Source organism: Dyadobacter diqingensis (assembly GCF_024220585.1).
In the GTDB taxonomy this organism is placed as follows: domain Bacteria; phylum Bacteroidota; class Bacteroidia; order Cytophagales; family Spirosomataceae; genus Dyadobacter; species Dyadobacter diqingensis.
The window spans coordinates 133851-158599 of the sequence record NZ_JAMXKF010000005.1 but is presented as its reverse complement, the minus strand read 5'-3'; the positions used below and the strand labels follow the sequence as shown (position 1 = coordinate 158599).

The 24749-nt window shown below is 44.8% G+C and carries 17 protein-coding genes; 8 read left to right on the top strand and 9 right to left on the bottom strand.

The window, feature by feature from the left end; all coding sequences use genetic code 11:
• Nucleotides 1–371 precede the first annotated feature (371 nt).
• From M1L62_RS16035 to M1L62_RS16025, 3 genes are read right to left on the bottom strand one after another with little or no spacing between them, the layout of a single operon-like run.
• Nucleotides 372–3491 (bottom strand): efflux RND transporter permease subunit, encoded by a 3120-nt coding sequence (locus M1L62_RS16035; RefSeq protein WP_254560616.1) that lies wholly within the window; start codon nucleotides 3489–3491, stop codon nucleotides 372–374.
• A 9-nt stretch (nucleotides 3492–3500) separates the two neighbouring features.
• A complete protein-coding gene (locus tag M1L62_RS16030) occupies nucleotides 3501–4562 on the bottom strand; it encodes an efflux RND transporter periplasmic adaptor subunit (RefSeq protein ID WP_254560615.1) in 1062 nt (353 codons plus the stop codon).
• Between the two features lie 8 nt (nucleotides 4563–4570).
• On the bottom strand, nucleotides 4571–5911 hold the full coding sequence (locus tag M1L62_RS16025; protein WP_254560614.1) for a TolC family protein: 1341 nt from the start codon (nucleotides 5909–5911) through the stop codon (nucleotides 4571–4573).
• Between the two features lie 359 nt (nucleotides 5912–6270).
• On the opposite strand from M1L62_RS16025, the gene M1L62_RS16020 reads away from it, so the two are divergent.
• The 5 genes from M1L62_RS16020 (at nucleotide 6271) to M1L62_RS16000 (ending at nucleotide 11747) form a co-directional block, all read left to right on the top strand.
• Complete coding sequence (locus tag M1L62_RS16020) at nucleotides 6271–6642, top strand: ester cyclase (protein ID WP_254560613.1); 372 nt, start codon at nucleotides 6271–6273, stop codon at nucleotides 6640–6642.
• A gap of 226 nt (nucleotides 6643–6868) precedes the next feature.
• Nucleotides 6869–7990 carry a glycosyltransferase gene (locus tag M1L62_RS16015; protein ID WP_254560612.1) on the top strand — a complete coding sequence of 374 codons (1122 nt, stop codon included), beginning with the start codon at nucleotides 6869–6871 and terminating at the stop codon, nucleotides 7988–7990.
• Nucleotides 7991–8037: 47 nt separating this feature from the next.
• Nucleotides 8038–9666: a dihydroxyacetone kinase subunit DhaK gene (locus M1L62_RS16010; RefSeq protein ID WP_254560611.1), complete on the top strand. Its 1629-nt coding sequence runs from the start codon at nucleotides 8038–8040 to the stop codon at nucleotides 9664–9666.
• A gap of 381 nt (nucleotides 9667–10047) precedes the next feature.
• The gene (locus M1L62_RS16005) at nucleotides 10048–11232 is read left to right on the top strand and encodes a hypothetical protein (protein ID WP_254560610.1); all 1185 of its coding nucleotides are present in this window, start codon (nucleotides 10048–10050) and stop codon (nucleotides 11230–11232) included.
• Nucleotides 11229–11747 (top strand): hypothetical protein, encoded by a 519-nt coding sequence (locus M1L62_RS16000; protein ID WP_254560609.1) that lies wholly within the window; start codon nucleotides 11229–11231, stop codon nucleotides 11745–11747. Before M1L62_RS16005 ends, M1L62_RS16000 begins: the two co-directional genes overlap by 4 nt.
• A gap of 67 nt (nucleotides 11748–11814) precedes the next feature.
• Here the strand turns inward: M1L62_RS16000 and M1L62_RS15995 are convergent, their stop codons facing one another.
• The 6 genes from M1L62_RS15995 to M1L62_RS15970 form a co-directional block, all read right to left on the bottom strand.
• On the bottom strand, nucleotides 11815–12507 hold the full coding sequence (locus M1L62_RS15995; protein WP_254560608.1) for a DUF4998 domain-containing protein: 693 nt from the start codon (nucleotides 12505–12507) through the stop codon (nucleotides 11815–11817).
• A gap of 17 nt (nucleotides 12508–12524) precedes the next feature.
• Nucleotides 12525–13715, bottom strand: a complete 1191-nt coding sequence (locus M1L62_RS15990) for a DUF5000 domain-containing lipoprotein (RefSeq protein WP_254560607.1) — start codon at nucleotides 13713–13715, stop codon at nucleotides 12525–12527.
• Nucleotides 13716–13727: 12 nt separating this feature from the next.
• Nucleotides 13728–15644, bottom strand: a complete 1917-nt coding sequence (locus M1L62_RS15985) for a RagB/SusD family nutrient uptake outer membrane protein (protein ID WP_254560606.1) — start codon at nucleotides 15642–15644, stop codon at nucleotides 13728–13730.
• 9 nt (nucleotides 15645–15653) lie between these two features.
• Nucleotides 15654–19145, bottom strand: a complete 3492-nt coding sequence (locus M1L62_RS15980) for a SusC/RagA family TonB-linked outer membrane protein (RefSeq protein ID WP_254560605.1) — start codon at nucleotides 19143–19145, stop codon at nucleotides 15654–15656.
• A 451-nt stretch (nucleotides 19146–19596) separates the two neighbouring features.
• A complete protein-coding gene (locus M1L62_RS15975; RefSeq protein WP_254560604.1) occupies nucleotides 19597–20694 on the bottom strand; it encodes a FecR family protein in 1098 nt (365 codons plus the stop codon).
• 114 nt (nucleotides 20695–20808) lie between these two features.
• A complete protein-coding gene (locus M1L62_RS15970; protein WP_254560603.1) occupies nucleotides 20809–21414 on the bottom strand; it encodes an RNA polymerase sigma factor in 606 nt (201 codons plus the stop codon).
• A 229-nt stretch (nucleotides 21415–21643) separates the two neighbouring features.
• On the opposite strand from M1L62_RS15970, the gene M1L62_RS15965 reads away from it, so the two are divergent.
• The 3 genes from M1L62_RS15965 to M1L62_RS15955 all read left to right on the top strand — a co-directional run bounded on the left by M1L62_RS15965 (nucleotide 21644) and on the right by M1L62_RS15955 (nucleotide 24689).
• On the top strand, nucleotides 21644–22447 hold the full coding sequence (locus M1L62_RS15965) for an SDR family oxidoreductase (RefSeq protein ID WP_254560602.1): 804 nt from the start codon (nucleotides 21644–21646) through the stop codon (nucleotides 22445–22447).
• Nucleotides 22448–22531: 84 nt separating this feature from the next.
• Complete coding sequence (locus M1L62_RS15960) at nucleotides 22532–23335, top strand: helix-turn-helix domain-containing protein (protein WP_254560601.1); 804 nt, start codon at nucleotides 22532–22534, stop codon at nucleotides 23333–23335.
• 148 nt (nucleotides 23336–23483) lie between these two features.
• On the top strand, nucleotides 23484–24689 hold the full coding sequence (locus tag M1L62_RS15955) for a thioredoxin family protein (protein ID WP_254560600.1): 1206 nt from the start codon (nucleotides 23484–23486) through the stop codon (nucleotides 24687–24689).
• Nucleotides 24690–24749: the final 60 nt, after the last annotated feature.

Below are 24749 nucleotides of genomic sequence, written 5' to 3'. Positions count from 1 at the left end.
CGGAATATATATCATGGCGCTGGCCAGCCCCTTCATGATAAACTCCGCGTTGTCACTTTCGACTTCCAAATTCTTTACAGACACAGTATCCGGACACAGCATACCTGTCTGGTAAAATCTGAAAGTCAGCGATTTAATTGGTTTTGATATTCTTTTGGTGCTACAAATCCATGACAAGACAGAACGCTCTTCCCCCTATCTATTTTTCAAAAAAATCATTAATAAAATCACGGCCTGAAAAGATCCTTAAACATCTGCAAATGATATCATTTTTACGCAAAAAAAAAATCTCAGCGAGATCCACTTACAAAAGATAAGTAAATCTCGCTGAGATAGTAAAAAAAATGCTGTTTGACGCGGTTAAGACCGGTTTAAGCATTTAAAGCAATGACCGGTTCGGGTTGTGGTTTGGTACCAAAACGGACAAGCAGTTTTTCGATGATAAGATAAACGGAAGGAACCACAAACAAGGTAAAGATCATCGAGCTCGTAAGGCCACCGATAATCACCCAGGCCATTCCGTTTTTCACTTCCGCGCCCGGACCACTCGCCAGCGCGATCGGCAGCATTCCCAGGATCATCGCCAAGGTGGTCATCAGGATAGGACGAAGCCTTTCCTTACCCGCTTCAATAAGGGCCTCTTTTACAGAATGTCCCTGGCTTTTCAGTTCGTTGGTGAAGTCAACAATCAGAATCGCATTTTTAGAAACAAGCCCCAGCAGCATGATTACCCCGATGATGGAAAAAATATTCAGCGTTTCCATCGTCAGTGCAAGGGCAAGAAACGCTCCGATCAGCGCAACCGGTATTGAAAACAATACCACAAACGGGTAGATCAGGCTTTCATAAAGTGCAACCATGATCAGGTAAACCAGCAAAATCGCCGTAACCAGTGCCATTCCCAGACTGCCAAATGCGTCGCCCTGGTTTTTCACTTCTCCCAGATATTCAATGGTAATTCCCTCCGGCAGTTTGATATGGCCTGCGCTCAGTTTGATATCGTCCGCCACCGATCCCACCGGGCGGCCTACCACGTTGGCATTAACCGTGATCGCATTGAGACGATTATTTCGCTGTAACACACTCTCACCCAGGGCATCCCCCACTTCTGCAAACTGGCTTAATACAAAACTCTGACCATCGCTGTTCGCAAACGACAGATTTTTGACATTCCCAATTTCCGAACGGTTATACTGGTCGAGACCAATTTTGATATCATACTCATTACCAGCCTGTTTGAATTTACTCTTATCATCGCCGCTGAAAGCATTTTGCAAGGCAGCGCCAACCTGGCTGGCATCAAGTCCCAACAACGTCATTTTTTCGCGGTCGAGTTTTACATCCACTTCCTGTTTTTGATCTTTAACGGATAACTCCACAAACTGCGTTCCCGGAATGCTGGCAATGGTATCTTTGAACTGACTGGCCACAGCCCGAACCTGTTCAAGATCAACACCTTTTACTGCAACCTGAATCGGCGCCTGACTTTGTCCGGAAATGCTTGTTGGCGAAGAGGATACCTTTATGCCTGGTATCACCGCGCTGATTTCCCGCTGCATTTTCAACCCGAATTCACCCGGAGAAAAACTTCTTTTACTTTTATCTACCAGTGTCACAGTTAGTTCCGACAAATTTCCATTATTGGCCGCACCAGCAACACTCCCCGAGACAAATCCGATACTTGAAAATACATTCACTACCTCGGGTTTTTGCATCACCATCTTTTCAACCTGCTGCGTGACCATATTGGTCTGATAAATGGTCGCTGACGGGTCCAGCTCAATCTTGATCATAAGCTCACCCTGATCCGATGACGGGATAAAAGTAGCACCAATAAAACCTTTGGCAAGCAGCATAACAGATCCGAAAATCAGTATCAGAACGCCGGACAAAAGCCAGCGTTTTTTCCCCAGTGCAATCTCCAACAGGTATGCATAATCCGCTTTCAGCTGATCAATAATGCGTTCAAAACCAAGGTTCAGTCTACCCCACCAGCTTTTTTCATTCATTTCTTCGAGTTTACCAAAACGGCTTGCCAGAAGCGGGGTAATGGTGAAGGAAACGAACAAACTCATCAGGGTTGAGATCACGACAACCAGTGAAAATTCACGCAGAATAGAGCCGATGATACCACCTGAAAGTGCCAGCGGGAGAAATACCACGACGTCTACGAGGGTGATAGCCAGGGCAGTAAAACCAATTTCACTGCGCCCGTCGAGCGCCGCTTTTCTTCGGTCGGAACCCATTTCCAGATGCCGGTAAATATTTTCCAAAACCACGATCGAGTCATCCACCAGAATACCGACAACCAGCGACATCGCCATCAATGACATCATATTCAGCGAAAAACCGAGAAAATACATCGCAATAAACGTCGGAATGATGGAGCAAGGCAAAGCCACCAGAACGAAAAGAGAGCTTCTGACGCTATGCAGAAAGGCAAGCATAACCAGTCCGACGATGATAATCGCCAGCACGAGATCTTCCATCACAGCATGCGCCGATGAAAGTGTGTACGTACTCTGATCGCTGGAAACTTCAAATTTGACATCATGTGATTTAAACTGATTTTCCAGTGAAGTAAATTTTTCCTTCACCAGCCGACTGACATCCACAGCATTGGCATCTGTTTGCTTAACCAGCTGGATACCAATGGATGGAATACCGTTGATGTGATTGATTGCCGTAGTCTTGGCGGTTGCATCCACCACTTCGGCCACATTTTCAAGATAAATCGTCCCTCCTTTTCTATCCTTTGAAACAATCAGTTTGTTGATCTGCCCTACCGAGGTGACATTGGCGTCATAACGAATGGAAAACTGCTGATTTTTCGTTTCAATCTGCCCGGCCGGAAACGACTGATTGGCCTTGGCCACCGCCTGAGTAACCTGGGCAATGCTTAAATTATAGCCTTTCAGTTTAGCCTGATCAATATTGACCTGAATCTGGCGTTCGTCGCCGCCAATGATATTAACCTGTCCGACACCCGGAATATTCTGAAGAAGCGGACGCACCTGAAGATCAATAAGGTCATACAAGTCCCTTGGAGCCAGTTTGGACGTTACACCTGCCTTAATCACCGGTGTTTCTTCAAGACTGATCTTGTTGACAAGCGGTTTGTCGATGTCTTTGGGCAATTCATTTTGCGCCTGATCCGCTTTTCGCTGAATATCCCGCTCGGCTTTGTCTACATCGGCATCACTTTTCAAAGTCACCGAAATTTGTGAAACCCCTTCCTGCGAAGTCGAACTGATCTGATCCAGACCTTCGATGGAGGCAAAGGCATCTTCCAGCTTTTTGGTTACCGAACTTTCAACCTCCGCTGCCGAAGCACCCGGATAAACCGTGCTGACACTGACGACATTAACCTGCATTTTAGGCAGCAGATTATAGTTAAGCAAGGTATAACTCTGCAACCCGAAAAGGATAAGCACAGTAAAAATTACCACGATTAACAAAGGCCTTTTTACGGCTATTTCTGATATTGACATGTCCTTTGATTAATTAGATAAACTAACTTCACTTCCGTTTTTCAGGTTAATCTGCCCCGAAGTCACCACACGATCACCGGATTTCAATCCGCTGATTATTTCTATCATACCGCCCGTTTCCCTTCCCGGCTGCACGGCTCTCAGAGCCACCCTGTTGTCCTGCCCGATCACATAAACCGAGGCATTTTTAACACTTTCGGTAAGCGCCTCGCGTGGGATAACCAGAATCTGTTCCTTAGATTTTTGGGAGAAATCCGCATAGACAAACGTGCCTGAACGGAGCGGTGCATTCTGCGCATTATCGACCATGATTTCTGCCATATAATTGTGCGTGACATCAGCCTGCGGACTTATAAAAGATACCCTCCCCGAAAAAACCGTATTAGGATATACGTCCGTGGTAATCTTTACAGATTGTCCCTGTTTGATCTGATATACCTCAGCTTCCGTCAGATTCACCTGTACTTTTGTACGCGACAAATTAACGATCGTGGCAATTTCAGAACCTGCATTGGCAAAAACACCTTCTTCCAGATTTTTGGCCGCAATGATACCGCTTGTCGGCGCTTTCACCGAAGCGTCCGTCATTTGCTTTTTGATCTGGTCAACCTCAACAAGCGCGTCGTTGTAATTCTGACGGATCTCGTTTACTTTTTCTCTCGTCGCCGCTTTCCCTTCGTAAAGCTCAGTATAGGTTTGCAGGTCCGTTTTCAGTTTGGCCAGACTGCTCTGGGCTTTTTGAAGATCCAGCTGGGCCGTCCGGTTATCCATCATAGCCAACACCTGCCCCTGACGAACCTGATCTCCCAGTTCAAACCGCACCTTTTGCAAAATACCGCTGCTGGTCGTGATCACCTTCGATTCTTTGTAAGGTGCCAGGTTTCCCGTTTTCACAATGCTTACTTCCAGAACCTGTTCTTTCGCTGCCGCATATTTAACAGGAATTTTGACCGCCACTTTTTTCTCTGGCTGATTATTTTCATCCAGTTGCTTTTTATTGGCTGTCAGCTTAAAAGCGATCAACAGGATCACCGCCAGAATGCCGATTGAAATGATGTATTTACGTTTCATGATGGATATTATAACGTGTTATGAAAAGTTTTCAAAGTGCCGTTCGCTTTTTCAAGATCGATTTTGGCTATCAGAAAATTATAGAGAGAATTCAGGTAATTACTTTGGGCTTCTTTTAGCGAATACTGCGAGTTCAGCCAGTCGGTCAGGTCCGTAACACCCTTCTGATATTGCAGATCCGTGCTTTTGAAAACCGATTCAGCAAGCCCGATCGTTCTTTTGTCATTTTCCAGGCTGCTTTGCGCCTTGATCAGTTGGGTACGGGCATTGTCGAATTCCAAATGGAAGGTCTCCTGATCGATCTTTAAATTCTCACGCGCATTAACCTGCTTAATCCTGGCCTGATTGTACTGTGCATTACGCTTAAAACCATCAAAAACCGGTATCGCCAGCTTCACACCGACAGCGGCAAAATCACTGATCTTTGAAAAAGACTGACCCAGATCATCGCCAAAACCGACCCCGCCATATCTTGCATACGCTGTCAGTTTTGGAATTGCAGTAGCGCGGATCCGCTTCTGGTCGATATCAAGCAGGGTGATGTTAACTTCTGACAACTTAAAATCGGTACGGTTTGAAACGTTGAATAACGGAAAATCAGAGAGGGTAAAATGGGTCTGCTGTGCAACGGGTTCATCCAGCACAAAATCCTGGATTTTAAGCGAATCGCTGAGCGAATAACCCATCGCGTTTTTCAACTGGTTTTGCGCCAGTTCAAGATTGCTTTCCGCAACCAGCACCTGCGAATTGGTGTTATTGTAATTCACCTGGATCTTATTGACATCCGATTCCATCGCCACACCTTTTTCCAGTTGCAGTCTGGAAATCCCGAGCTGCTGCTGATAGGTATCTAGATTGCTTTGCAACAACGACAACTGCTGACGATAGACAAAAATCTGGTAATAAGCATTGCTGATGTTGTAAATGATGGTCTCGTCATTCTGCTGGGCATTTAGCTCCGCCTGTTTGATCGACACCTTATTGGCCTTCAATCCCGTGATCAGGGATTTGTCGAAGATCGTCTGGTCAACCTGGGCAGTGATATTGCTGTTGAATTTTTTAGTAAATGCTACCTTCACATCCGTGGGGCCAAAAACACCGGCAGGAATGACGGATTGCTGCACTTTAAGGTTATCGTCGACACTCCCGTTCACATTCACGGCAGGCAGATATGCCGCCATGGCTTCCTTTGCCTTGAAACGGGCAGCCTCTCCTTCATTTTTATATACAACCGTGCTGCGGTGGTGTTTAAGGCCATAATCTATGCATTGCTTTAAACTCAGATGCTCCTGTGCCTGTGCGGAGACAGACAAAGCGATAGCGAATATCAGAAAAAAATACCTTTTCATTTGGCTTATAGTTGACACTTCAAGTGCATTTTTGATAAGTCAAAATTCATTCTCCGGACGCATAAAGAGTTGCAGTTCGTCATTGAGACGGACAAAATCAGGGGTGAAAAACAGCAGCCATTCGTATTGTTCTATTTTTACTCATTTAAGTTCAAAGGGCATTTATCGAAAAATGTCTTCCCTGCTATGAGCGCGCCGATACCCGTACCCCGTTCTACCAGTTTCAGTAGTCAATTTGTCCGTTTCGCCCGGGAATAGGTACTTTTTCTTGCTGTTGCAACGGAGTTTTGCGTAAGCATTCATCAAGTGGAATAAGTCAGAAATGACCACTTGGGCATACATTCAACGAGCAGGATACTATGAAAAAGGAGAACGAGCACTGTGCAACAGGTTTTATTGAAGAGATTTGGAATGGCAGAAAATTTGACAAACTGGAAAACTATCTCCACCCAGATTTCACAGACTATTCGCTGCCCGCAGGACTGGGAAATGCCGCAGGTTTAAGGGCTTATCTGACAGAATTAACCGGGAACATCAACCACAAAACCACCATTCAAAAACTGATTATCGATCAGGAGTTTATCATTCTGGAAGTCAGCGTAAAGTTAAGCGCCGCCGCCAAACCCATGAGCAAACAGTTCGATAAAAAACAGCATGAAACGATCACCGGATACCGGATTCTGGCGATGGCAGACCAGCACATCATCGGACACTGGGAGTGCTTTGATTAGTGGAGAAAAGTCACAATCGGTTACCTAAAATTGCTGCTTCTGTACCATCACCTGTTTGCCAGCTCCTGAGCAACTCCTGATAATTTTTAAACAAAGATTTGACAGAACCCAAATCTTAGAAATATTTTTATTAGCATTGGGTGTTATTTAGCACATGTCTTTTCTGAAACATAAAGAATTTTAGAAAACATGCCGGCAAATCCAGTCCGGCATCAGGAGAATCGTTATGCATACCAACCAACCCTTACACGTTTTAGTTGCGCCCCTGGACTGGGGATTGGGCCATGCAACCCGCTGCATCCCGATCATCAGATATCTTCTTGAAAAAAACTGCGTGGTAACGCTGGCAGCGGAAGGCCCGGTAGCTGTGCTGTTACGAAGCAATTTTCCTGATTTGAAAATAATACGATTACGGGGTTATAAAATTTCGTATAGTAAAAATTCGCTCACCTTCGCCGCGAAAATACTGGCGCAAGTCCCTAAAATATTAAGATCCATAAAAAAAGAAAGGCACTGGCTCAGCCAAATGGCAGACGAGTATAAATTCGACCTTATTATTTCTGACAACCGGTATGGGCTAAAAACAGCCGGCCATTATTCGGTTATCATGACGCATCAGTTGCAAATCAGATCGGGACAAGGAGCACTGGCAGACCGTGTTTTAAAATCACTGCATTATCCCCTGCTGGAAAAGTTTGACGCATGCTGGGTTGTTGACGAAGCCAGCCAACAAGGCCTGGCCGGAAGTTTGTCGCACCCTGACCAGATACCTGCAAACGCCCGATACATTGGTTTGCTATCTCAGCTGAATCCTGCTGTTGAGAGGATCGCCACGGATGAAAAACATATTTTGGTTTTACTTTCCGGGCCTGAACCTATGCGTGGCATTTTAGAGCAAAAAATATTGGCGCAGGCTTCCGAACGGAAAGAATACCGTTTCACGATCGTAGCCGGGAATCCCTCTGCGCTTGTCCCGTTGTCGTTACCTGATCACATCAGCTACCACACACACCTGAACGCCCCGCAGCTGACGGAGTTACTCAACAAATCGGTTCTTGTAATTTGCAGAAGCGGCTATTCTACCCTGATGGACCTGGCTGTTATGCATAAAAAAGCGTTGCTAATCCCGACACCCGGACAGTCGGAACAGGAATATCTGGGTCATCGCCTGCTTGATCGAGGGTTATGTTTCTGTCAAAAACAGTCGTTGTTAAATCTGGAAAAAGACATTCCAAACGCCTTAAAATATCCGGGATTTGATCAGTCAACCAATGGAAACATTCATCAGCAGATGCATGCCGCGATTGATGAAGTTTTAAACCATATCCGGTCTGAAAAAACGCGTTAAAAGCAGGTTTTTGCTAATTTGCAGAATATCATTAATTGATTCTGCTTATGAAATTTTTCATCAATGAAACCAGTCAGATCGTTAACGAAGCGATTGACGGATTACTCACAAATCCTAAACTGGCCAAACTCGATAATTTTCCGGAGGTAAGGGTTGTCGTGCGTAAAGACTGGGATAAATCCAAAGTAGCAATAATCTCCGGTGGCGGATCCGGTCACGAACCCGCACATGCAGGTTTTGTCGGCAAGGGTATGCTTACCGCAGCCGTTTGTGGTGATATTTTTGCGTCTCCAACGGTTGATGCCGTTTTGTCGGCAATATTGGCAGTAACAGGCTCTTCCGGCTGTCTGTTGGTTATTAAAAATTACACGGGCGACCGTCTCAATTTCGGGCTGGCAGCAGAACAGGCCCGGGCGCTGGGTTTCAATGTAAAAACCGTCACCGTCGATGATGATATTGCACTGGGCAAAGATGTAAAGAGACGCGGGCTGGCAGGGACTTTGTTTGTGCATAAAATTGCCGGGCAGCTTTCCGAAGAAGGGAAAACCCTGGATCAGATTGCCGATGCTGCGCAAAAGGTCATTAACAATACTTCATCGATCGGACTCTCATTGACTGAATGTCAGCACCTTGGACAGGAACCAACACATAGGCTGAATGATCATCAGGCTGAACTGGGACTTGGCATTCATGGGGAGCCGGGTATAGAGGTCATTGCCTATGATAAAGCCGACGTGATGATGACGCTGGCTGTCGACAGACTTACTTCTTTTCTGCCCGAAAGCGACGATAAATATGTTTTGCTATTCAACAACATGGGCAGTGTCAGTCCTATCGAAATGAGCTTACTGGTTAACTCATTTCAAAAAACGAAACTTGCCGAAAAAATCAATTACCTCATCGGGCCGGCAGCGTTGATGTCGTCGATCAATATGAGCGGTTTTTCTCTTTCTGTTTTGTTACTCGATGAGGAAACAGAAAGAGCCTTGCTGGCTCCCGCAGAACCGGCAAGCTGGCAAATTCACCCATTTACAAAACCGGCCACGATAAGCAGTCCCAAATTACCGGAGACGATACCCGACGCTCCTTCTCAAAATCCCAGAGTTCAAAAGCTGATCGAAAAGGTGGCTCATTTACTTGTAAATATTGAAAAAGAGATTAATAACCTGGATGTAAAAGTGGGCGACGGAGATGCAGGTTCTACGTTTGCGTTATCAGGACGGCGACTTTTAACAGTGATAGAAAAACTTCCGCTCAATGAAACCGGAAAACTGCTGTCTACTATCGGCAGAATTCTGGCCCGCGAAGCAGGAGGATCCAGCGGCGTTTTGCTGTCTATTTTGTTTACAGCAGCAGGAACTGCTTACAGCGAAAATCCGGATCTTGGCAAAGCATTACTGGCTGGTTTGCAAAAAGTAAAAGATTACGGCGGTGCGGCGCTGGGCGACCGGACCATGATCGACGCCCTTCAGCCCGGATTTGAGTCCCTGGCGAATGGAGATACTATAACCGCAGCTGCCGGACACGCCCGTCGCGGCGCAGATCATACCAAGGATATCGTCAACACGAAATTTGGCCGCTCCTCGTATTTATCCGAGCAGGTGCTTAGAAATGTACCGGATCCCGGAGCAGAGGTAATCGCGAGAGTTTTTGAAAAAATCGCCGAAATAAGTTAGGAAGTGAAATCTCAAAATCGAAACAAAGCCAGTCTCTCAAATCCCGGACTGGCTTTGTTGTTAGTATTCGGCTTCGAAATGATATTACGGGCCTGACAGAGCCATATCATTTATAATCTGATTGTTAAAATCCGCAATTAATTGTCACAATAATTACTTAACGGACATCTATATTGTTAAAAAAAATCTAAATTCAGTCCTCAATTCCTGAGTAAAAAAGCAATCTGGATTTTTTGTACACCTAACGCCAAACGACATGAGCAAAATCATCCCTCACAACCGTGATTGCAAGAGAAAAAATTTGGTCAAAAAGCAATCTGACAGGACTTAATTTTTGATATTTACTATACTCAATGAGCTCCCCTTTTTAAAGCCATCGTTATGAACCAGCGTTTTAAAAGTTCTCTTATTGACAAGCTTTTAGATAATTCGATTGAGATTGATGAATTGAAGTGGCTGCGTGAAGATATCGACGCGGCGGATCTTTCATGTATCATCCAAAGGATATATGACCTGAACGAGAGCTATATCCTGAAAATCTCTGCCGTTAATGGCATGCTGGAAAAGCTAAATGTGATCAAAAATAAACGCCGTAACAACAGGTTCTTTAATAAAATCAGGAAAGGTTTCCGCCAGGTATCTAAAAGCGACAGGAAGATCATTCTAGCAGAAGGTGATTCCTGGTTTAATTATCCGATCATCCTTACCGATCTCGTGGACGTCATCGGGATGGATAAAGATCTTGCAGTATATAGCATTGCGTCAGGTGGTGACTGGCTTCTGAATATGCTTACGGCGCGTGTGTATGTGGAAGAACTTTCGCTGCTTCACCCTGATTATTTCCTGATCAGCGGCGGCGGGAATGATCTTGTAGGGTCCAGCCGGATCGCAGCCATGCTGGACCCCACCGGGCAGTCCAATGAATATGCCAGAAACGAGTGGGCGCAATACATGATCGGGAAAGTACATGCAGCAGGTATTCAGCTCAATGAAGATGACTTCAACGAAGGGCTAAAATACATCTCAAAGGACTTTTTCGCGCTGCTGATGTTTTTTCACCTTCAGTATTATTTTCTGATCAGCGAAATCCTGAATGCCGGGAATAAAGGCAACAAAACACCAAAGTTTGAAAACATTAAAATCATCACGCAGGGATATGACTACCCTGTTCCTTCCTACGAATCGGGCATCGGTGTTAACCCCTTGCACTGGTATGTTCCGCTTATCAGGAAGTTTCAGCAAAACGGGAACTGGCTCAAAACACCGATGCAGCTGCGAGGCATTAATGACGCAGAAACTCAACGAAAAATCGTCTATGCGATGATCTTTCTTTTTAACGAAATGATGATCGATATCGGACATATTTTCACTGATGATAAAAAAATGCCAGGACGGGTTTTTCATATCGATGCCCGGGAATCCGTCGGTGAGAACGGCTGGACGGATGAGCTGCATCCCAAGGCAGAACATTTCATGAAAATAGGAAGGGTTTTCAAGCAGTGTATCAAAAACCCAACCTCAGCGACTTATCAGCAAGTTTTCGTTGTAAAAGAATTTAACAAATGAGCAATATGAGACTGATTGCCTGGCTGTGTTTTATTTTGCTAGCCGCTACTTTAAAATACCTTTCGTGGGACTTTCAGCATTTCAATCCCGGGATTCCGAATGATTTTGCATTCGAAACGGCCGGCAAAGATGAAACCCGGGCGATTGTTGAAACTTGGGATACATCTTCCTGGGGCCAGCATAGCGTCACCACGGGTGTGAAGCTGTTTACTTTCATCGACTTTGCATACATTCTCGCATACAGTTACATACTGGTCACGCTGAGTTATGACAGGATGCAGCTCGAACGCCATACCTTTTTAAATAATCTGTTGCGGCTCTGTTTCCCGCTGGCTATTCTTGCGGGCCTTTTTGATGTCGTTGAAAATATCCTGTTCCTTTTCAACATGGAGCATTATGATCTGGCCGGAGGTTACATTTCAATCAGTCCGTTCACCTACACCAAATGGACTTTGATAGCCATTGTTGCCCTGATCTGGCTTATTTCCAAAATCAAAAGCCTCATCATCAGATAAAAAATGCGGCGATATGGCTACCGCCGCATTTATCCTGAGAAAATAATTTTACTGCGATGTCTTCTTTTTATTTCAGTTTGACAGCGATCGTGTCATATTTGCTCACCGTAAAGACATCAATCGCTTTGCGGTCCGGTTTGAAAGAAGATTTATAACTCAGCGCCGTACCCGGTTTCCAATCGTTTAGCGTACTTATATTGACAGTTGCGCCCACCAGCAGCGTTTTCGGCTTTGAGTCAGTCGCTACATATTTCAGCTCAGTATTCACATTCACGGTATCCGGCACATTCCAGTTGACTTTTAGCACTTTAAGCGTCGAATCATATGCTGTTGAGCTGATGCTTCGGTTCAGCAGGCCCGTTTCGTAATGCGCTCCGAAGGTTCTTCCGTTAAATCTCAGAGGCACCGACTTATTCCCCTTCGCGTCCAGGGAATACATTTCGAAGTTATACGCGCCTTCGGGTAAAGGATCGATCATGATTTTGACCGTGTCACCAATACGATTTGAAGCAACGGGAGCTTCCAGCGAGTCAGCCCGGTTGTTCCAGTAAAGCCGGAACTTTGTTACGCTGGGGTCGGCACTCAGTACCCACAATAACTGTGTTCGGTTTCTGCCGGATGCCACCAGAACGGTGTCTCCCCTCCCCGGATAAACAATTTCCCCACCAACCTGATACTTCCTGAAATCATCCCATTCTGTGCAGGCTGTGAGCATGATCAGAAAAAACAAACAACCTGTAATGCCGTATTTGATTTTCATACAATTTCTGTGTTAAGTTATTTAGTATCACCCCAAAAGGCCAGCTCCGTAAAATGGACAAACTTGGTATCCGACCAGTTCTGGTGTATTTGCATGCGGATGTAACGAACCCGGGGTGCAGAAAGCGGAAATACAAACTCCTCCCCGGCCGACATATACGCGATATCATCACCTGTATTAACCCCATAAGGACTTCCCGACGGTTTTATCGATTCGCAATCCATCAGTTTGGTCCATCCCTCATAGTTACCTTTGGTATTGGGGGCCTTCTCACTTCCCCACATCGTCCATTTTCTCGGATTACCATGTTTGTAAAACCAGTCGCCCTGTCGTTGCCATAATTTAAACCGACTCAGTTTGGCAACAACGCCAAGGTCAAAAGTAAAATGAATAGGCATTTCCCGGGTGGAAAGCGGAATGGTATGGAAACCCGGCTCCGTCACTTTCGTATCCCATAAATACTGTAACTGCCAGCCATAACCACTTTCTTCATCCGTTGGCAACTTATACTCCCGGAACTTTGTCTTGTCGAGCTGCTGCTCATAAAGCGGCGAAACTTCTTTGAAAATTGTATCCGAATAATTATTCCATCTGTCGCGGACGTATACGCCAAATTTACGGCTTAACGTATCGAACCCACGTGCTGCAAACGAGCCGTTTTTCACCTGCGTGTACAAGGTTTCTACCGGAATAAAATCTCCGTTGTTGTCTTTGGTGATGACCACGATCGCAAGTTTTGCCTCGGAAGGATTGGTAAAAGCAACATTCAGACCACCAAAATCAACACCCAGCTGAACCGAATTAAACACCGTTCTGACCGGCGGCGCCTGTGGAGAGATCTTGACAGTAACCGGCTCCGACTTATTGGAACTCTTATCGACTGAATACAAGGTGATATCATAATCACCAGCGTCAGAAAAACCTTCCACAGTCAGTTTATTGGTATAATGTGAAGCCTTGACCTCGCTCAGCTCTTTCTTGTTTTTATTCGCCGCAAAGGTGGCCATCACATATTCCAGGTCCTCGTCTTTTGGAAGCGAATAAGTTATCGTTGCACCACCGGGAAAATTCACGACCGATGCGTTCATGATCATCCCCGGCTTTTCCGAATCGCTGCCCAGTGGTTTACGGATCTGGTCGGTGTCCGAGCAGGAAAAACAAAAGGTGAATGCGGCTGCCAGCAGCAATATTATCTGTATCTTTTTCATAAATAGCGCAATTTACCAGCCAGGATTTTGAACAAGATTTGGATTGACGATCAGCGAGTTTTCCGAGATTGGCCAGAAATAATCTTTCAGGCTGAAACTGCTGGTAAAAATGGGGCGTACCCTGTAATAATTTACAGCCTCGCGCTGAGCAATATCCCACCCGTTAACGGAACGTTGCAGGTAATTTTCAGCCACCTTCCATCTGCGTAAGTCCCAGAACCGCTTGCCTTCAAAAACCAGTTCGATGAGTCGCTCCCGCTGGATAATTTCCCTGAGGCCGTCTTTCGATGTAAATTTTGATGGTTTGCTGGAAAAATTAGTCCACGATTCAACCACACCTTTTAATCCCGCCCTCAGCCGGACCCGGTCAATCCACTGATAAACCTCGGCGGATGGCCCCTGTGACTCATTTAGCGCTTCGGCATACAGCAGGTACAAATCTGCCAGCCTCATGATCGGAAAAGGATAACCTTCCACAGTATATTCCTGCGCCGGATCATTGATGGCATTGTTGTAATTGGCCAGTTTTTTGGGCCAGTAACCAGTTACAGAATACAATGAAGCGCCCTGTCGCCCACCGGTTTGCCCAAGTTTTCCTTCCAGCACCCAGGTATTGTTATCATCATTTTTGCCATGACCAAACCAGATGCTGCCATCAAAACCCAGATCGGCATAAAACCTTGGTTCCCGGTCGTAATTGAGCTGAACCGTGGTATAACCTTGTTTGATGTAATAACGCTCGCTGGCCAGGGCCTGCCGTAATGCGGTAAACCGGCTGGCATATTTGTAATTCCTATCCTCTTCAATTGGGACGCCATTGTTGCTGTAAAACATTTCAGCAATATGGATCGGAGGTGCCAGCATGGAGCCGATACTTTCGTTGGGAATGGTTCCCGTAAAAGGGCTTAACCGCGCCTGAGATAATGACTGAAATCCACGACTTCCCCCACCGATTGAGTTGGAAGCTCCCCATATCAGTTCCACATTCCACTTATCAGTTACCGCAGCGCGGATCGACATCAGCCGCTGGGTAGAATCCGAAACTTTCGTGGAAACCGATCGCGGCACAAATTCATACAGCTTATGGCCGTTCCCGATACAGGCATCGATGGCAGCCTTACAGGCCAGCGCAGCTTTCTGCCATTTCTCAGGACTTTGTGTGGTGCTGAACAAGGCATCACCATTCTTATTTTTCAGATTGGCGTAATTCTGGTTTCCGTTGAAAAGCGGACTGGCGGCTGTTGTTAATATTTCGGCTTTGATCGATAAGGCGATCGGCTTGGTTATCCTGCCCAATTCAGCAAACTCAACGGGAAGAACCGTCGGCAGATCCACGACCGCTTCATCGATCAGGCTCACGGTGTAATTAAAAACAGAGTCCACATGTTCCCGGTTTACTTTAACCTCGTCAATGGAAGCCGATATCGGAAGATTCTTTTTGATGATCGGAATCGGGCCGTACATGCGCAGCAGGTAATAGTGATAATAAGCTTTCAGGAATTTCACCTCGGCAACCCATCTTTTCTTTTCAAAATCGCTGAGATCCCGAACCTTATCCACGTTTTCGAGAAAAATATTACACTCCCTGATGGCCTGAAAAAACTTCCCGTCCCAATAATTGGCTATCGGCGCCACGATATTCTGCTCGCCCCGGGCAATCCGGTACAAACTGGCGTTGATGTTACCCAGTGACGGATAAACGGTCACAAATTCATCGCCCGTCAGAAATGCCGGATCTTGTCCTTCATTGCCAAATTGTGGTAAATTATTGTAACAGGTATAAAGATATTTTTCTGCGTCAACCCGCATTTTGAAGGCATTGTCAATCGTCGCGACGTTGTCGGGAACAATGTCGAGGTATTTCTGACAGCCGCCGGCCAGCAGCATTACGAAAAGCAAAAGGCCGTGTTTTACGTTAAATATTTTCATATTTCGAGCTTAGAAATTCATGTTCAAACCAATGTTAAAAACCTTCTGAACCGGATAACCCAGGCCATTTCCGCCCATCTCAGGGTCCCAAAGTTTAAACTTGCTAAATGTCAGCAAGTTAGTCCCGCTGAAATAAACCCGAAAATTAGTAACTTTCAGACTTTCAAGGAGTTTACCCTTTACTGTATAACCCGCTTCAAGTGTTTTCAGACGAAGAAATGAGCCGTCACGCATAAACCAGGTGCTTCGCTGCGTATTGTTGTTATTGACAGTGGTAGACATTCTGGGCCAGACCGCATAGATATCACGATTTTCTTCCGACCAGTGACTATCGGCAAAGGCTTTCAAAAGTGCGTTTTCACCGATCAGATTACTCGGGTACAAATTATTGTCATTGTTATCTTTGGGATAATTGATAAAAGGTGCCGTTGCAACCGGATTAATAAAAAATGATTCTCTGCCCAGCCCCTGAAAAAACACTGAAAAATCAAATGGGCCGCGTCCCGCTGAAACTCCAAAACCGTAGGTAATTTCCGGCGTTTCCGGATGGCCGATCGGTACGAAGTCGGTATTGGTGATCTGCCCGTCTCCGTTGATATCACGGTATTTGATATCGCCGGCACCATACATGCCAAAATTCTGCCGTGGGGAATTTTTCACATCGTTTTCATCAATAAAAAGTCGCTCCGCAATTAATCCTCTTGGCTGGTTGATCGACTGCCCAACCCTTGACAGGTGCCTGTCGCTATAATCCGGTTCTTCGAAAACCGAATAAATCGTTCTGGCCATCGTCAGATTTCCGCGGGCGATCATCCAGGTGCCATCTTTGAAGTTCTGGTTAAAATCCACAGCCAGGTCAAATCCTTTCGATTTCGCTTCACCAACATTGGCAGAGGGTATCACCGAAAGCCCCATGGTTGTAGGGATTGACGCCCTTTCCATGAGAATATTCGAGCGGCGTTGTTTGTAAATCTCCGCAATAACGTTCAGCTTTTGTAGGATCGAAAATTCCAGTCCAAGATTGGTCTGGTGTGACGTTTCCCAGGTAATATCCTTGTTCTCATAACGGCTGATTGAAACTCCGTTCCGGGTAACATTTGAGTTATAACCAAATGAAGTACCACGCGAACCATTATTCAGGTTAACTTCTGAAAGAAAGAAAAAACGCTGATCCGGTCGCCCAATGGCATCATTCCCAACAAGCCCGTACGAGCCTCTGACTTTAAGTTTGTTCACCACGCGATCAAGCGGTTTCCAGAAGTTTTCATTGGAAATCACCCAGGCACCGCCAATCGTGGGGAAGAAACCAAACTGCTTCGATTTATGAAAACGTTCCGATCCATTGTACCCGAAGTTAAACTCGGCAAAGTAACGGTTATCATAGGAGTAAGATAATCTTCCGGAAACACCTGTGTTACGACTGGGCAACGACATTTGTAATGTTTGTACTTCATTAGGCGCCGAATTGTCTTTCAGGCTTTGCTGCAAAGTGGTTACCACGGTGGCATTTACAGAATGAACCTGCTGAAAAACCCGGGAATAGTCGAAGGTTCCCTGAAGATAAAGGAAAGTTTCCAGGTTTTTGCTGCCGGGTTTGTAGTTCAGATATTCCGTGGCCGGTTCACTGAAAAACGCATTGCTGGTTTGCTGATTGAGCCAGTTGAGTGTGTACGTATCAGAGGGTTTGTCATAAGTGGAAACACTGTAAAAATACGGATTATAGGCCCTGGTAACATCGAAATAAGAAGAACGGTTGATGTTAGCCAATCCGCGGGCACTAAGTCCCTTGGTAACAAAATCCAGTTTCTGGGTAAGTTCCAGCTGCGTAAGCATTTTGGAACGGGAGTATTGTTTGTAGCCCCTGACCATATCTGCGTACGGATTCAGATACTGGCCCAGGTCAAAGTTCCCGAAAAGAATGTGGTCGGTTGCTTCATTCGCTTTATCGGGGGCATAAAAAGCAGGATAGGAAGTCGGACTTGTTTTAAGTGCTTTCTGATAAATCCCCGCACCACCGTCGATCGGCCCGTTGTAGTCATCAAAATTCCCGTAAAGCCTTACAATAAGCTGGGTCGACGGGCTCAGATTGATGTTCACGTTCGAACGAACAGAATAGTTATTAAGCTTGACGTTGTTGTTGAAGTTATTCATTTTATCTACTTTCAACATCCCGTTGTCATTGCTGAAAGAAGCAGCCACGTAATACTGGGCAACCTCCCCCCCACCGGACACGCTTAAATTCCCTCTTCGGTTTTGCGTATATTCTTTAAATAATGCTTTGCGCCAGTCCGTTGCCGGATACACATATGGATTTTTGCCTTTCAGTGTATTGTCAATCTGATTTTGAGAATATTTGATAGCCGCAAGCGGATCACGTGTCAGCTGCGCCTCATTGTAGAGTTTCATATACGTGATCGGATCGGCAAGCTCAACATTTTGGGTGGGCATGGAAACCGAGTTTTCCAGTCGAAAATTGATTTTCGCTTTTCCGGCCTTGCCTTGTTTCGTCGTAACATAAACCACGCCATTGGCTCCCCTAGCTCCGTACAATGCCGTTGCGCTGGCATCTTTCAGAATGGAAAAACTCTCGATATCATCGGGTTGCAGGCGCGCCAGGTCTGTTACGGTCAACTCCACGTTATCAACCAGAATCAACGGGGAGTTATTATATCCGAAAGTCGTGATACCGCGGATAAAAAAAGTGGCATTGTCAACGCCCGGCTCTCCGCTGCGCTGGTAACCAATCACACCGGATAAGCGGCCAGCGATCGCAGTCGTTAAATTGCTCGAAGGGATTTTCAGATCACCCGGTCTGATGGTTGTTACAGCACCAACAACCGCTTCCTTTCTTTGCTTTTGGCCAAAAGCCGTCACGACAACCTCGTCAAGTGCTTTATTATCGACTTTAAGTACGACGTTTAATATGGACTGCGTCCCTGCTTTTTTTTCTTCCGATAAATAACCCACAAAAGAAAAAATCAAGACCGCGTCGTCATCGGGAATAACCAGGCGGTACGTGCCATCCGCTTCGGAAGTAGTACCTTTCTGCGTGCCTTTCAGCACGATACTCACACCGGGTAAGCCCTCTCCCTTTTCATCGGTGATCTTACCGGCAACCTGTTTTTCCATTACTTTTATAACCGATTCGCTTTGAATCGCACCCGTCGGCTCTTTGGATTCGGGGGGTAATTTGGAAAGAATGATCTGGTTGCTTTTCACAACCTGATAGATAATGTTCCTTGGCAGCAGAAGTCTTTTGAGAATCTCGTCAACAGACTCATCCTTGACTTCCATCGTGATTTTCTCCTCGGAAGCAATCACATTTTTCTGATATGAAAACGACAGATCGACTCGTTTTTCAATATCACGGAGAATTGTTTTAATGGTTCCATTCCTAACCGATAGTGATATACGTTGCTTCAATAACTCCTGGGAAAGTAACGGCACACCCGAGCAAAAACCCGTAAAAAGTACCGCGATTAGAATTTGATGGATTGACACGCATATTATTTTACTAACCTTAAACCGATTTATAAAAATTGCCATACCTTTTTTGTTTTCCATTTTTGAATGAACAGGCGGGTTCGAAATCTAAACCCAGTCAATTACGGCATGCCGGTTTTCCTTACGTAACAGTAGTATTTTCCATGTTTTTTTAAGTTAGGTGAAAGCCCTGATGATTAACTTTATGCAAAAATTTTCCCTTGGCACACCGGCTTCTTTTGAAGTGGTATGCCCAAACAAATGTTAACGACTTATTAAATCTATGTTACCCTTATCGCTGGCTAATTTGAAACCGGGCATATTGATCCCGTCGGCCAAATGCTGGCAGTGACAGAAAGACGCCTCTTATATACAGGTACATCTTCCAAAAAAAACTAACCTTACTTTTTAAATTATTTTTTGTTTTTTTATAACTTATTTTAAAAACAAGAAAAAAAACATGTCGCAATTATTCTCCTGCGCACCCCTTCGATTCGATAACAATCTGTGCGTCAATTTCTTTATAGGTTCCACCGATCGTTTTACAAAGCACATCGAGATTGTCGTAAAGCGATTCACTGCGCAGGGAGGTTGAGACAATACATTTTGAAAGAAGTTCATGATCGTAAATGATCCTGACGCCATAGATCTTTTCCATTTCCTTTAAAACATCCGTTGCCTGAACGTCCTCAAATTTCTTTTTGTATTCTGCCGGAAGATTGGCAATGGGCAGCGGCGTATCCACCAGATTCTTTTTCAGACTTTGTTCGTCTCTGTCAAAAGTTACTTTTTGATTAGGAAGCAGCACCAGGCCAGTCACCTCAGGATCCATGCTCTGTATCCCGCTTTGCTTGTAAACTGAAACACGCCCCGTCCGCACATCAACCGTTACAGATTTACTATTTTCAAAAGCCTTGATTTCAAAACTTGTTCCCAAAACCTTCGTAACCGTCTCGTTGGCATAAACATAAAATGGTTTTGAAGCATCGCGGGCAACATTAAAAAATGCTTCGCCGCTGAGATATACCTCCCTTTTCTGCTTTTGAAAATTCGGAGGATAACTTAATTTGCTGTTCTTGCCAAGCGTCACCACACTGCCGTCACCCAGACTGATCTGCATTGGTGTTTCTCCGGTATTTACCTTTTCAAGGAGCTTATTTTCAACTTCCGCGTGGGTGATCAGTTCTTTGTACGTTATCCGTTTCTGGCCATAATAATAGTTCCAGGCACCCAAAATCACACCAATCGCAGCCACCAGGCTTCCTGCTTTTTTTAACCAATAAAAACCTGCACGCGATTTACCGGTGCGCATTGACGAAGTTTCCTCATCTTTCATGGACGACTCAATTCGTGACCATACCTGGTCTTCATCAAGTGCCGCCGGCAAGTTCTTTTCAGCTTCATGCAGTTCCAGCACGACCTGACGCGCCCTTTCAATCAGTGCTTGCTTGTCAGGATTGGCCCGTAAAAATTCATTCCACACAAAGGAATCTTCCTTGCGCAACACCCAGTTAATGAATGAATCATTATTTAAAAGATTTTCAGGATTCAAACGCTCATCGTTCATTCTAAGGGAGGTATTATGTTGTGCCCTGTTTTACAGGTACAAAATGTTTGAAAAACTAACCTGTTTTCTTGTATTATTTCTGTCAGATTTTGTATCTAACACCAATACAAGTCGTTAGGCCATTGATAACAGCATCGTCAAAAACGAAAGCTCTTTGAGTCTCAGGCGCAGGACCGCGTACGACTTGAAAAGTAGATTGCTCACAGATTGTTTGGAAAGGCCCATCAGTTGTGAAATATCATCGAGACTCATACCGTGATAAAACCGCAGATTGATCACCTCTTTCTGCCTGTCCGATAAGTTTTCGACCGCATCTTGAACCCGTTTCACCCGGGCCTGCAAACTTTCCGAATCGATGGATTGCTGCTCACTGGATAGAGAAACCAGATAATCCAGAAACCCGTCGATATCCTCCGAATTTTCAAAAATGTTGTTTCGTCCATTCCTGACCAACCGATTCCTGAGGGCGCGAAACAGATAGAACTTGATGTTTTCAACTTCGGCAAGATGCTCCCGGCGCCTCCATAAGTCTATGAAAATATCATGAACGGCATCTTCAAGCAACTGCCTGTCCAACGTAAGCCGGCAGCCATAACGGCAAAGAATTTTGAAATAACGCTGATACAGGACTTTGAAAGCCCGCTGATCTCCCTGCTTAAAGTGTAACCAAACAATTCCGTCCGGTAATGGTTCGGAATCGTTCCCTAAAAAGTTAGACATGCGCAATAAGCTTACATTTAAGTGAGTAGTGTTGATCCCTTTCTGATTGAATACATAAAACAAGTCTAGGGATATTTATACTAATATTCTAGTAATTTTCATGAAATATTTTATAAAACCAAATGCAAACCATTTCCAACTGAACTTTACAACAATCAAACCTGGCCCTTAGCACAATCTCAGGCGGGCTGCGAGCTGGTAATTTTGCCTTCATAACAAAACGAAAATCATGAAGACAATTTTTATTACAGGCACTTCGAGTGGCCTGGGAAAAGCGGCGGTTAGTTTATTTCACAGCAACGGCTGGAAGGTTATCGCCACGATGCGTAACGTTGAAAAAGGAAAAGATTTCGAAGGAATGGAACATGTGACTGTTCTGCCACTGGATATCAACGAAACGGATCAAATTAAAACCGCCGTTACAAAAGCGCTCGCGCTGGGCAATGTAGGCGTAGTATTAAACAATGCGGCCTATGGTTTTATTGGTCCTTTGGAAAACGTTACGGAGCAACAACTGCTCACACAGGTCAATACAAATCTTCTTGGGGCGATCAGGGTGACACAGGCATTTATTCCTCATTTCAGAGAAAATAAAAGCGGCCTGTTCATCAACATTACCTCAATGGCCGCGTTGCTCACCTTTCCATTTGCGAGCTTATACCATGCGGTGAAATTTGGGCTGGAAGGTTGGAGTGAAGGAATGAGTTATGAGCTGGCACCTTTTGGCGTGGGTATAAAAACAGTGGCACCCGGTTATATCAAAAGCGAATTTGGGACGAACATGGTGGTCACTACGGGAGAGCCCTACAAAGAGGCTATGGAGCATTATCTTGGCGTTGTGACCAGTCCTGAAATGATGGAGGGAGGCTCAACACCTGAGGATATTGCCAAGGTAGTGTATCAAGCCGCAACAGATGGGAAAGATCAGGTGCATTATGTGGCCGGCAACGACGCCAACAACCTGTACAACCGCCGTTTGCTGGTAGGCCCCGAAATATACCGACAGGAAACTACCCAGCATTTTTTGAAGTAAAACAGTTGGCCGAAAGCCTTTATGTAATTTTACAAGCAGCACTATTTTGCCTACAAAGCCGGTGCTGCTTTTTTCAATTTCCAGATGTCAAATACAACCAGTCCAAACGTTCCGCAGATTGTTTACTCTGCAACTTCGAAGCGCATGATCGAAGGCGAGATCTTTATCAGACAACACGTGATCGACTATATTATTTCCGGTACATCTGAAACATATTTTGGAGGCAAATCACAAATTTATAATGCCGGTGATTTTCGTTTTGCGGTCAAAAATCGGTTGAGCAAATTTGTTAAGCAGCCACCCGCCGCGGGAGCATACCGATCCATATCCATTTGCATTGATCAGGATACGCTGTTTGAAATGAAGGATCAATATCAGCCTGAGAAATTAAGTCCTCGTGCTTTTGACAATGTATTTTTGTTAAAACCAAACACATTGTTTCGCAACTATATGGACTCTCTCCTGCCTTATCTTGAAAATGGCACACAATTACATACAGATCTGGTGAAAGTTAAGATCAAAGAGGCGGTTATGATCTTTATAGCAGCAAATCCCGGGTTAAAAGAAATCCTGTTCGATTTCAGCGAACCCGGTAAAATAGACCTGGAAGCTTTCATGGCATCCCACTATAACTACAATGGCAGTCTTGGGGAATTTGCCTATCTCACAGGACGCAGTCTGTCTGCTTTCAAACGTGATTTTGCACAAATTTTCAAAACCACACCAAATAAATGGCTGATAAAAAGAAGGCTGGAAGATGCCCGATATCTGATCAAAGAAAAAAACTGGAAAGCGACAGATGTTTACATTGAAGTCGGTTTCAAAGATTATTCTCACTTTTCTGTTGCTTACAAACAGTTCTTTGGCCAAAGTCCTTCCGCGAAATAAATTAGGTCAGCGGTTACATGAGTAATTCCAAAAGATACACAGGCAAAACAACGTTCAATAAAAAATTGTACAATACTTGCCAAATTTGGCAATTTACTCACTATGTTGTGTCTGCTTTAAACTTTCCGTCGTTTATCACCCTTTCCCTATGCACAGAATCCGGATCATCAGCCTGTTATTGCTACTAGCGCAAAGCTCATTTTCTCAGGTTCAGGAACAGCACCGTATTAATTTCATGGAAACTTCATGGAAAGATGCCGTGGCGCAGGCCGGTCGGGAAGGTAGGTTTATTTTCCTTTACGCCTACACGCCTTCCTGCCATTTTTGCAGACAAATGGAGAAAGAGGTGTTTCCTAAAAAAGCGGTGGTAGAATTTTACAATACCCATTTTATAAATTATAAAATCAATATAGAAGACGGCGCGGGCGGAGAAGCCCTTTCCAAAGAATATGGCATTTTAGAATTTCCCACTTACGTATATCTTGACGCTTCGGGCAATCGGGTTCATCAAAGCGGCGGTGCCAAATCGGAGAACATGTTTATCGTCGACGGTAAAAATGCCTTTGACCCTAAAACCGCGTTTTTTTCATTGAAAAACAGGTACGACAGCGGGGAAAAGTCGCCTGAATTACTTTACAATTACAGCAATGCGCTGCGCAATTATCATAGTGCTGACAGCAATGAAGATAAAGTTGTTAGTGAATATTTGAATACGCAGCCTGCCGCAGATCTGGAATCCGAAAAAAATCTTCAATTTATCTTTACAAGGTATTTAAGCTATGGAGCACCTTCAACGCAGTATTTTCTCAAAAACCAGCAAAAATTCTCTCCTCTTTTCAGTCAGTCCGAAATTGATCATAAGGCCAACAGAATCATTACTCAAACGGCCAGCCTCGCCGGAAGAGAAAACAACCCAGCATTATTTGAGGAATTAAAACAAATGGTACGATCTGATTTTAAGGACACAACCCGGGTTCTGGCATTGGCCGAAATCCATTTTTACGGAGGAAAGAGAGACTGGAAACAGTATGCAACAGCGACCTGGAATTACGGCAGCAATGTCAAAAACGAAGCAGACTGGAAGACTTTACATGAAACAGCAATCTATTTAAGACATTTCGCGAAGGACACCGCTGTGTTAACAATAGGTGCCAACTTGATGGAAAAAGTGATCCATAAAAACAGAAGTTACGAAAACCTTTGTTTGTACGCGGAACTCCAATACAAGGTTGGCAAAAAAGATCTGGCACTTACTTCGGCGAAAGAGGCTTTGACATTAGCCAACCAGACAAATCAGGATGATAATGATGCAAAGGAACTGATCGCCAAAATAAACGCAGTAAAGAAGAACTAAGGTTGATACCGTTTTAGAATAGCTTTTAGTCTAACAGTTCTTTAACAGACGAATTCGATA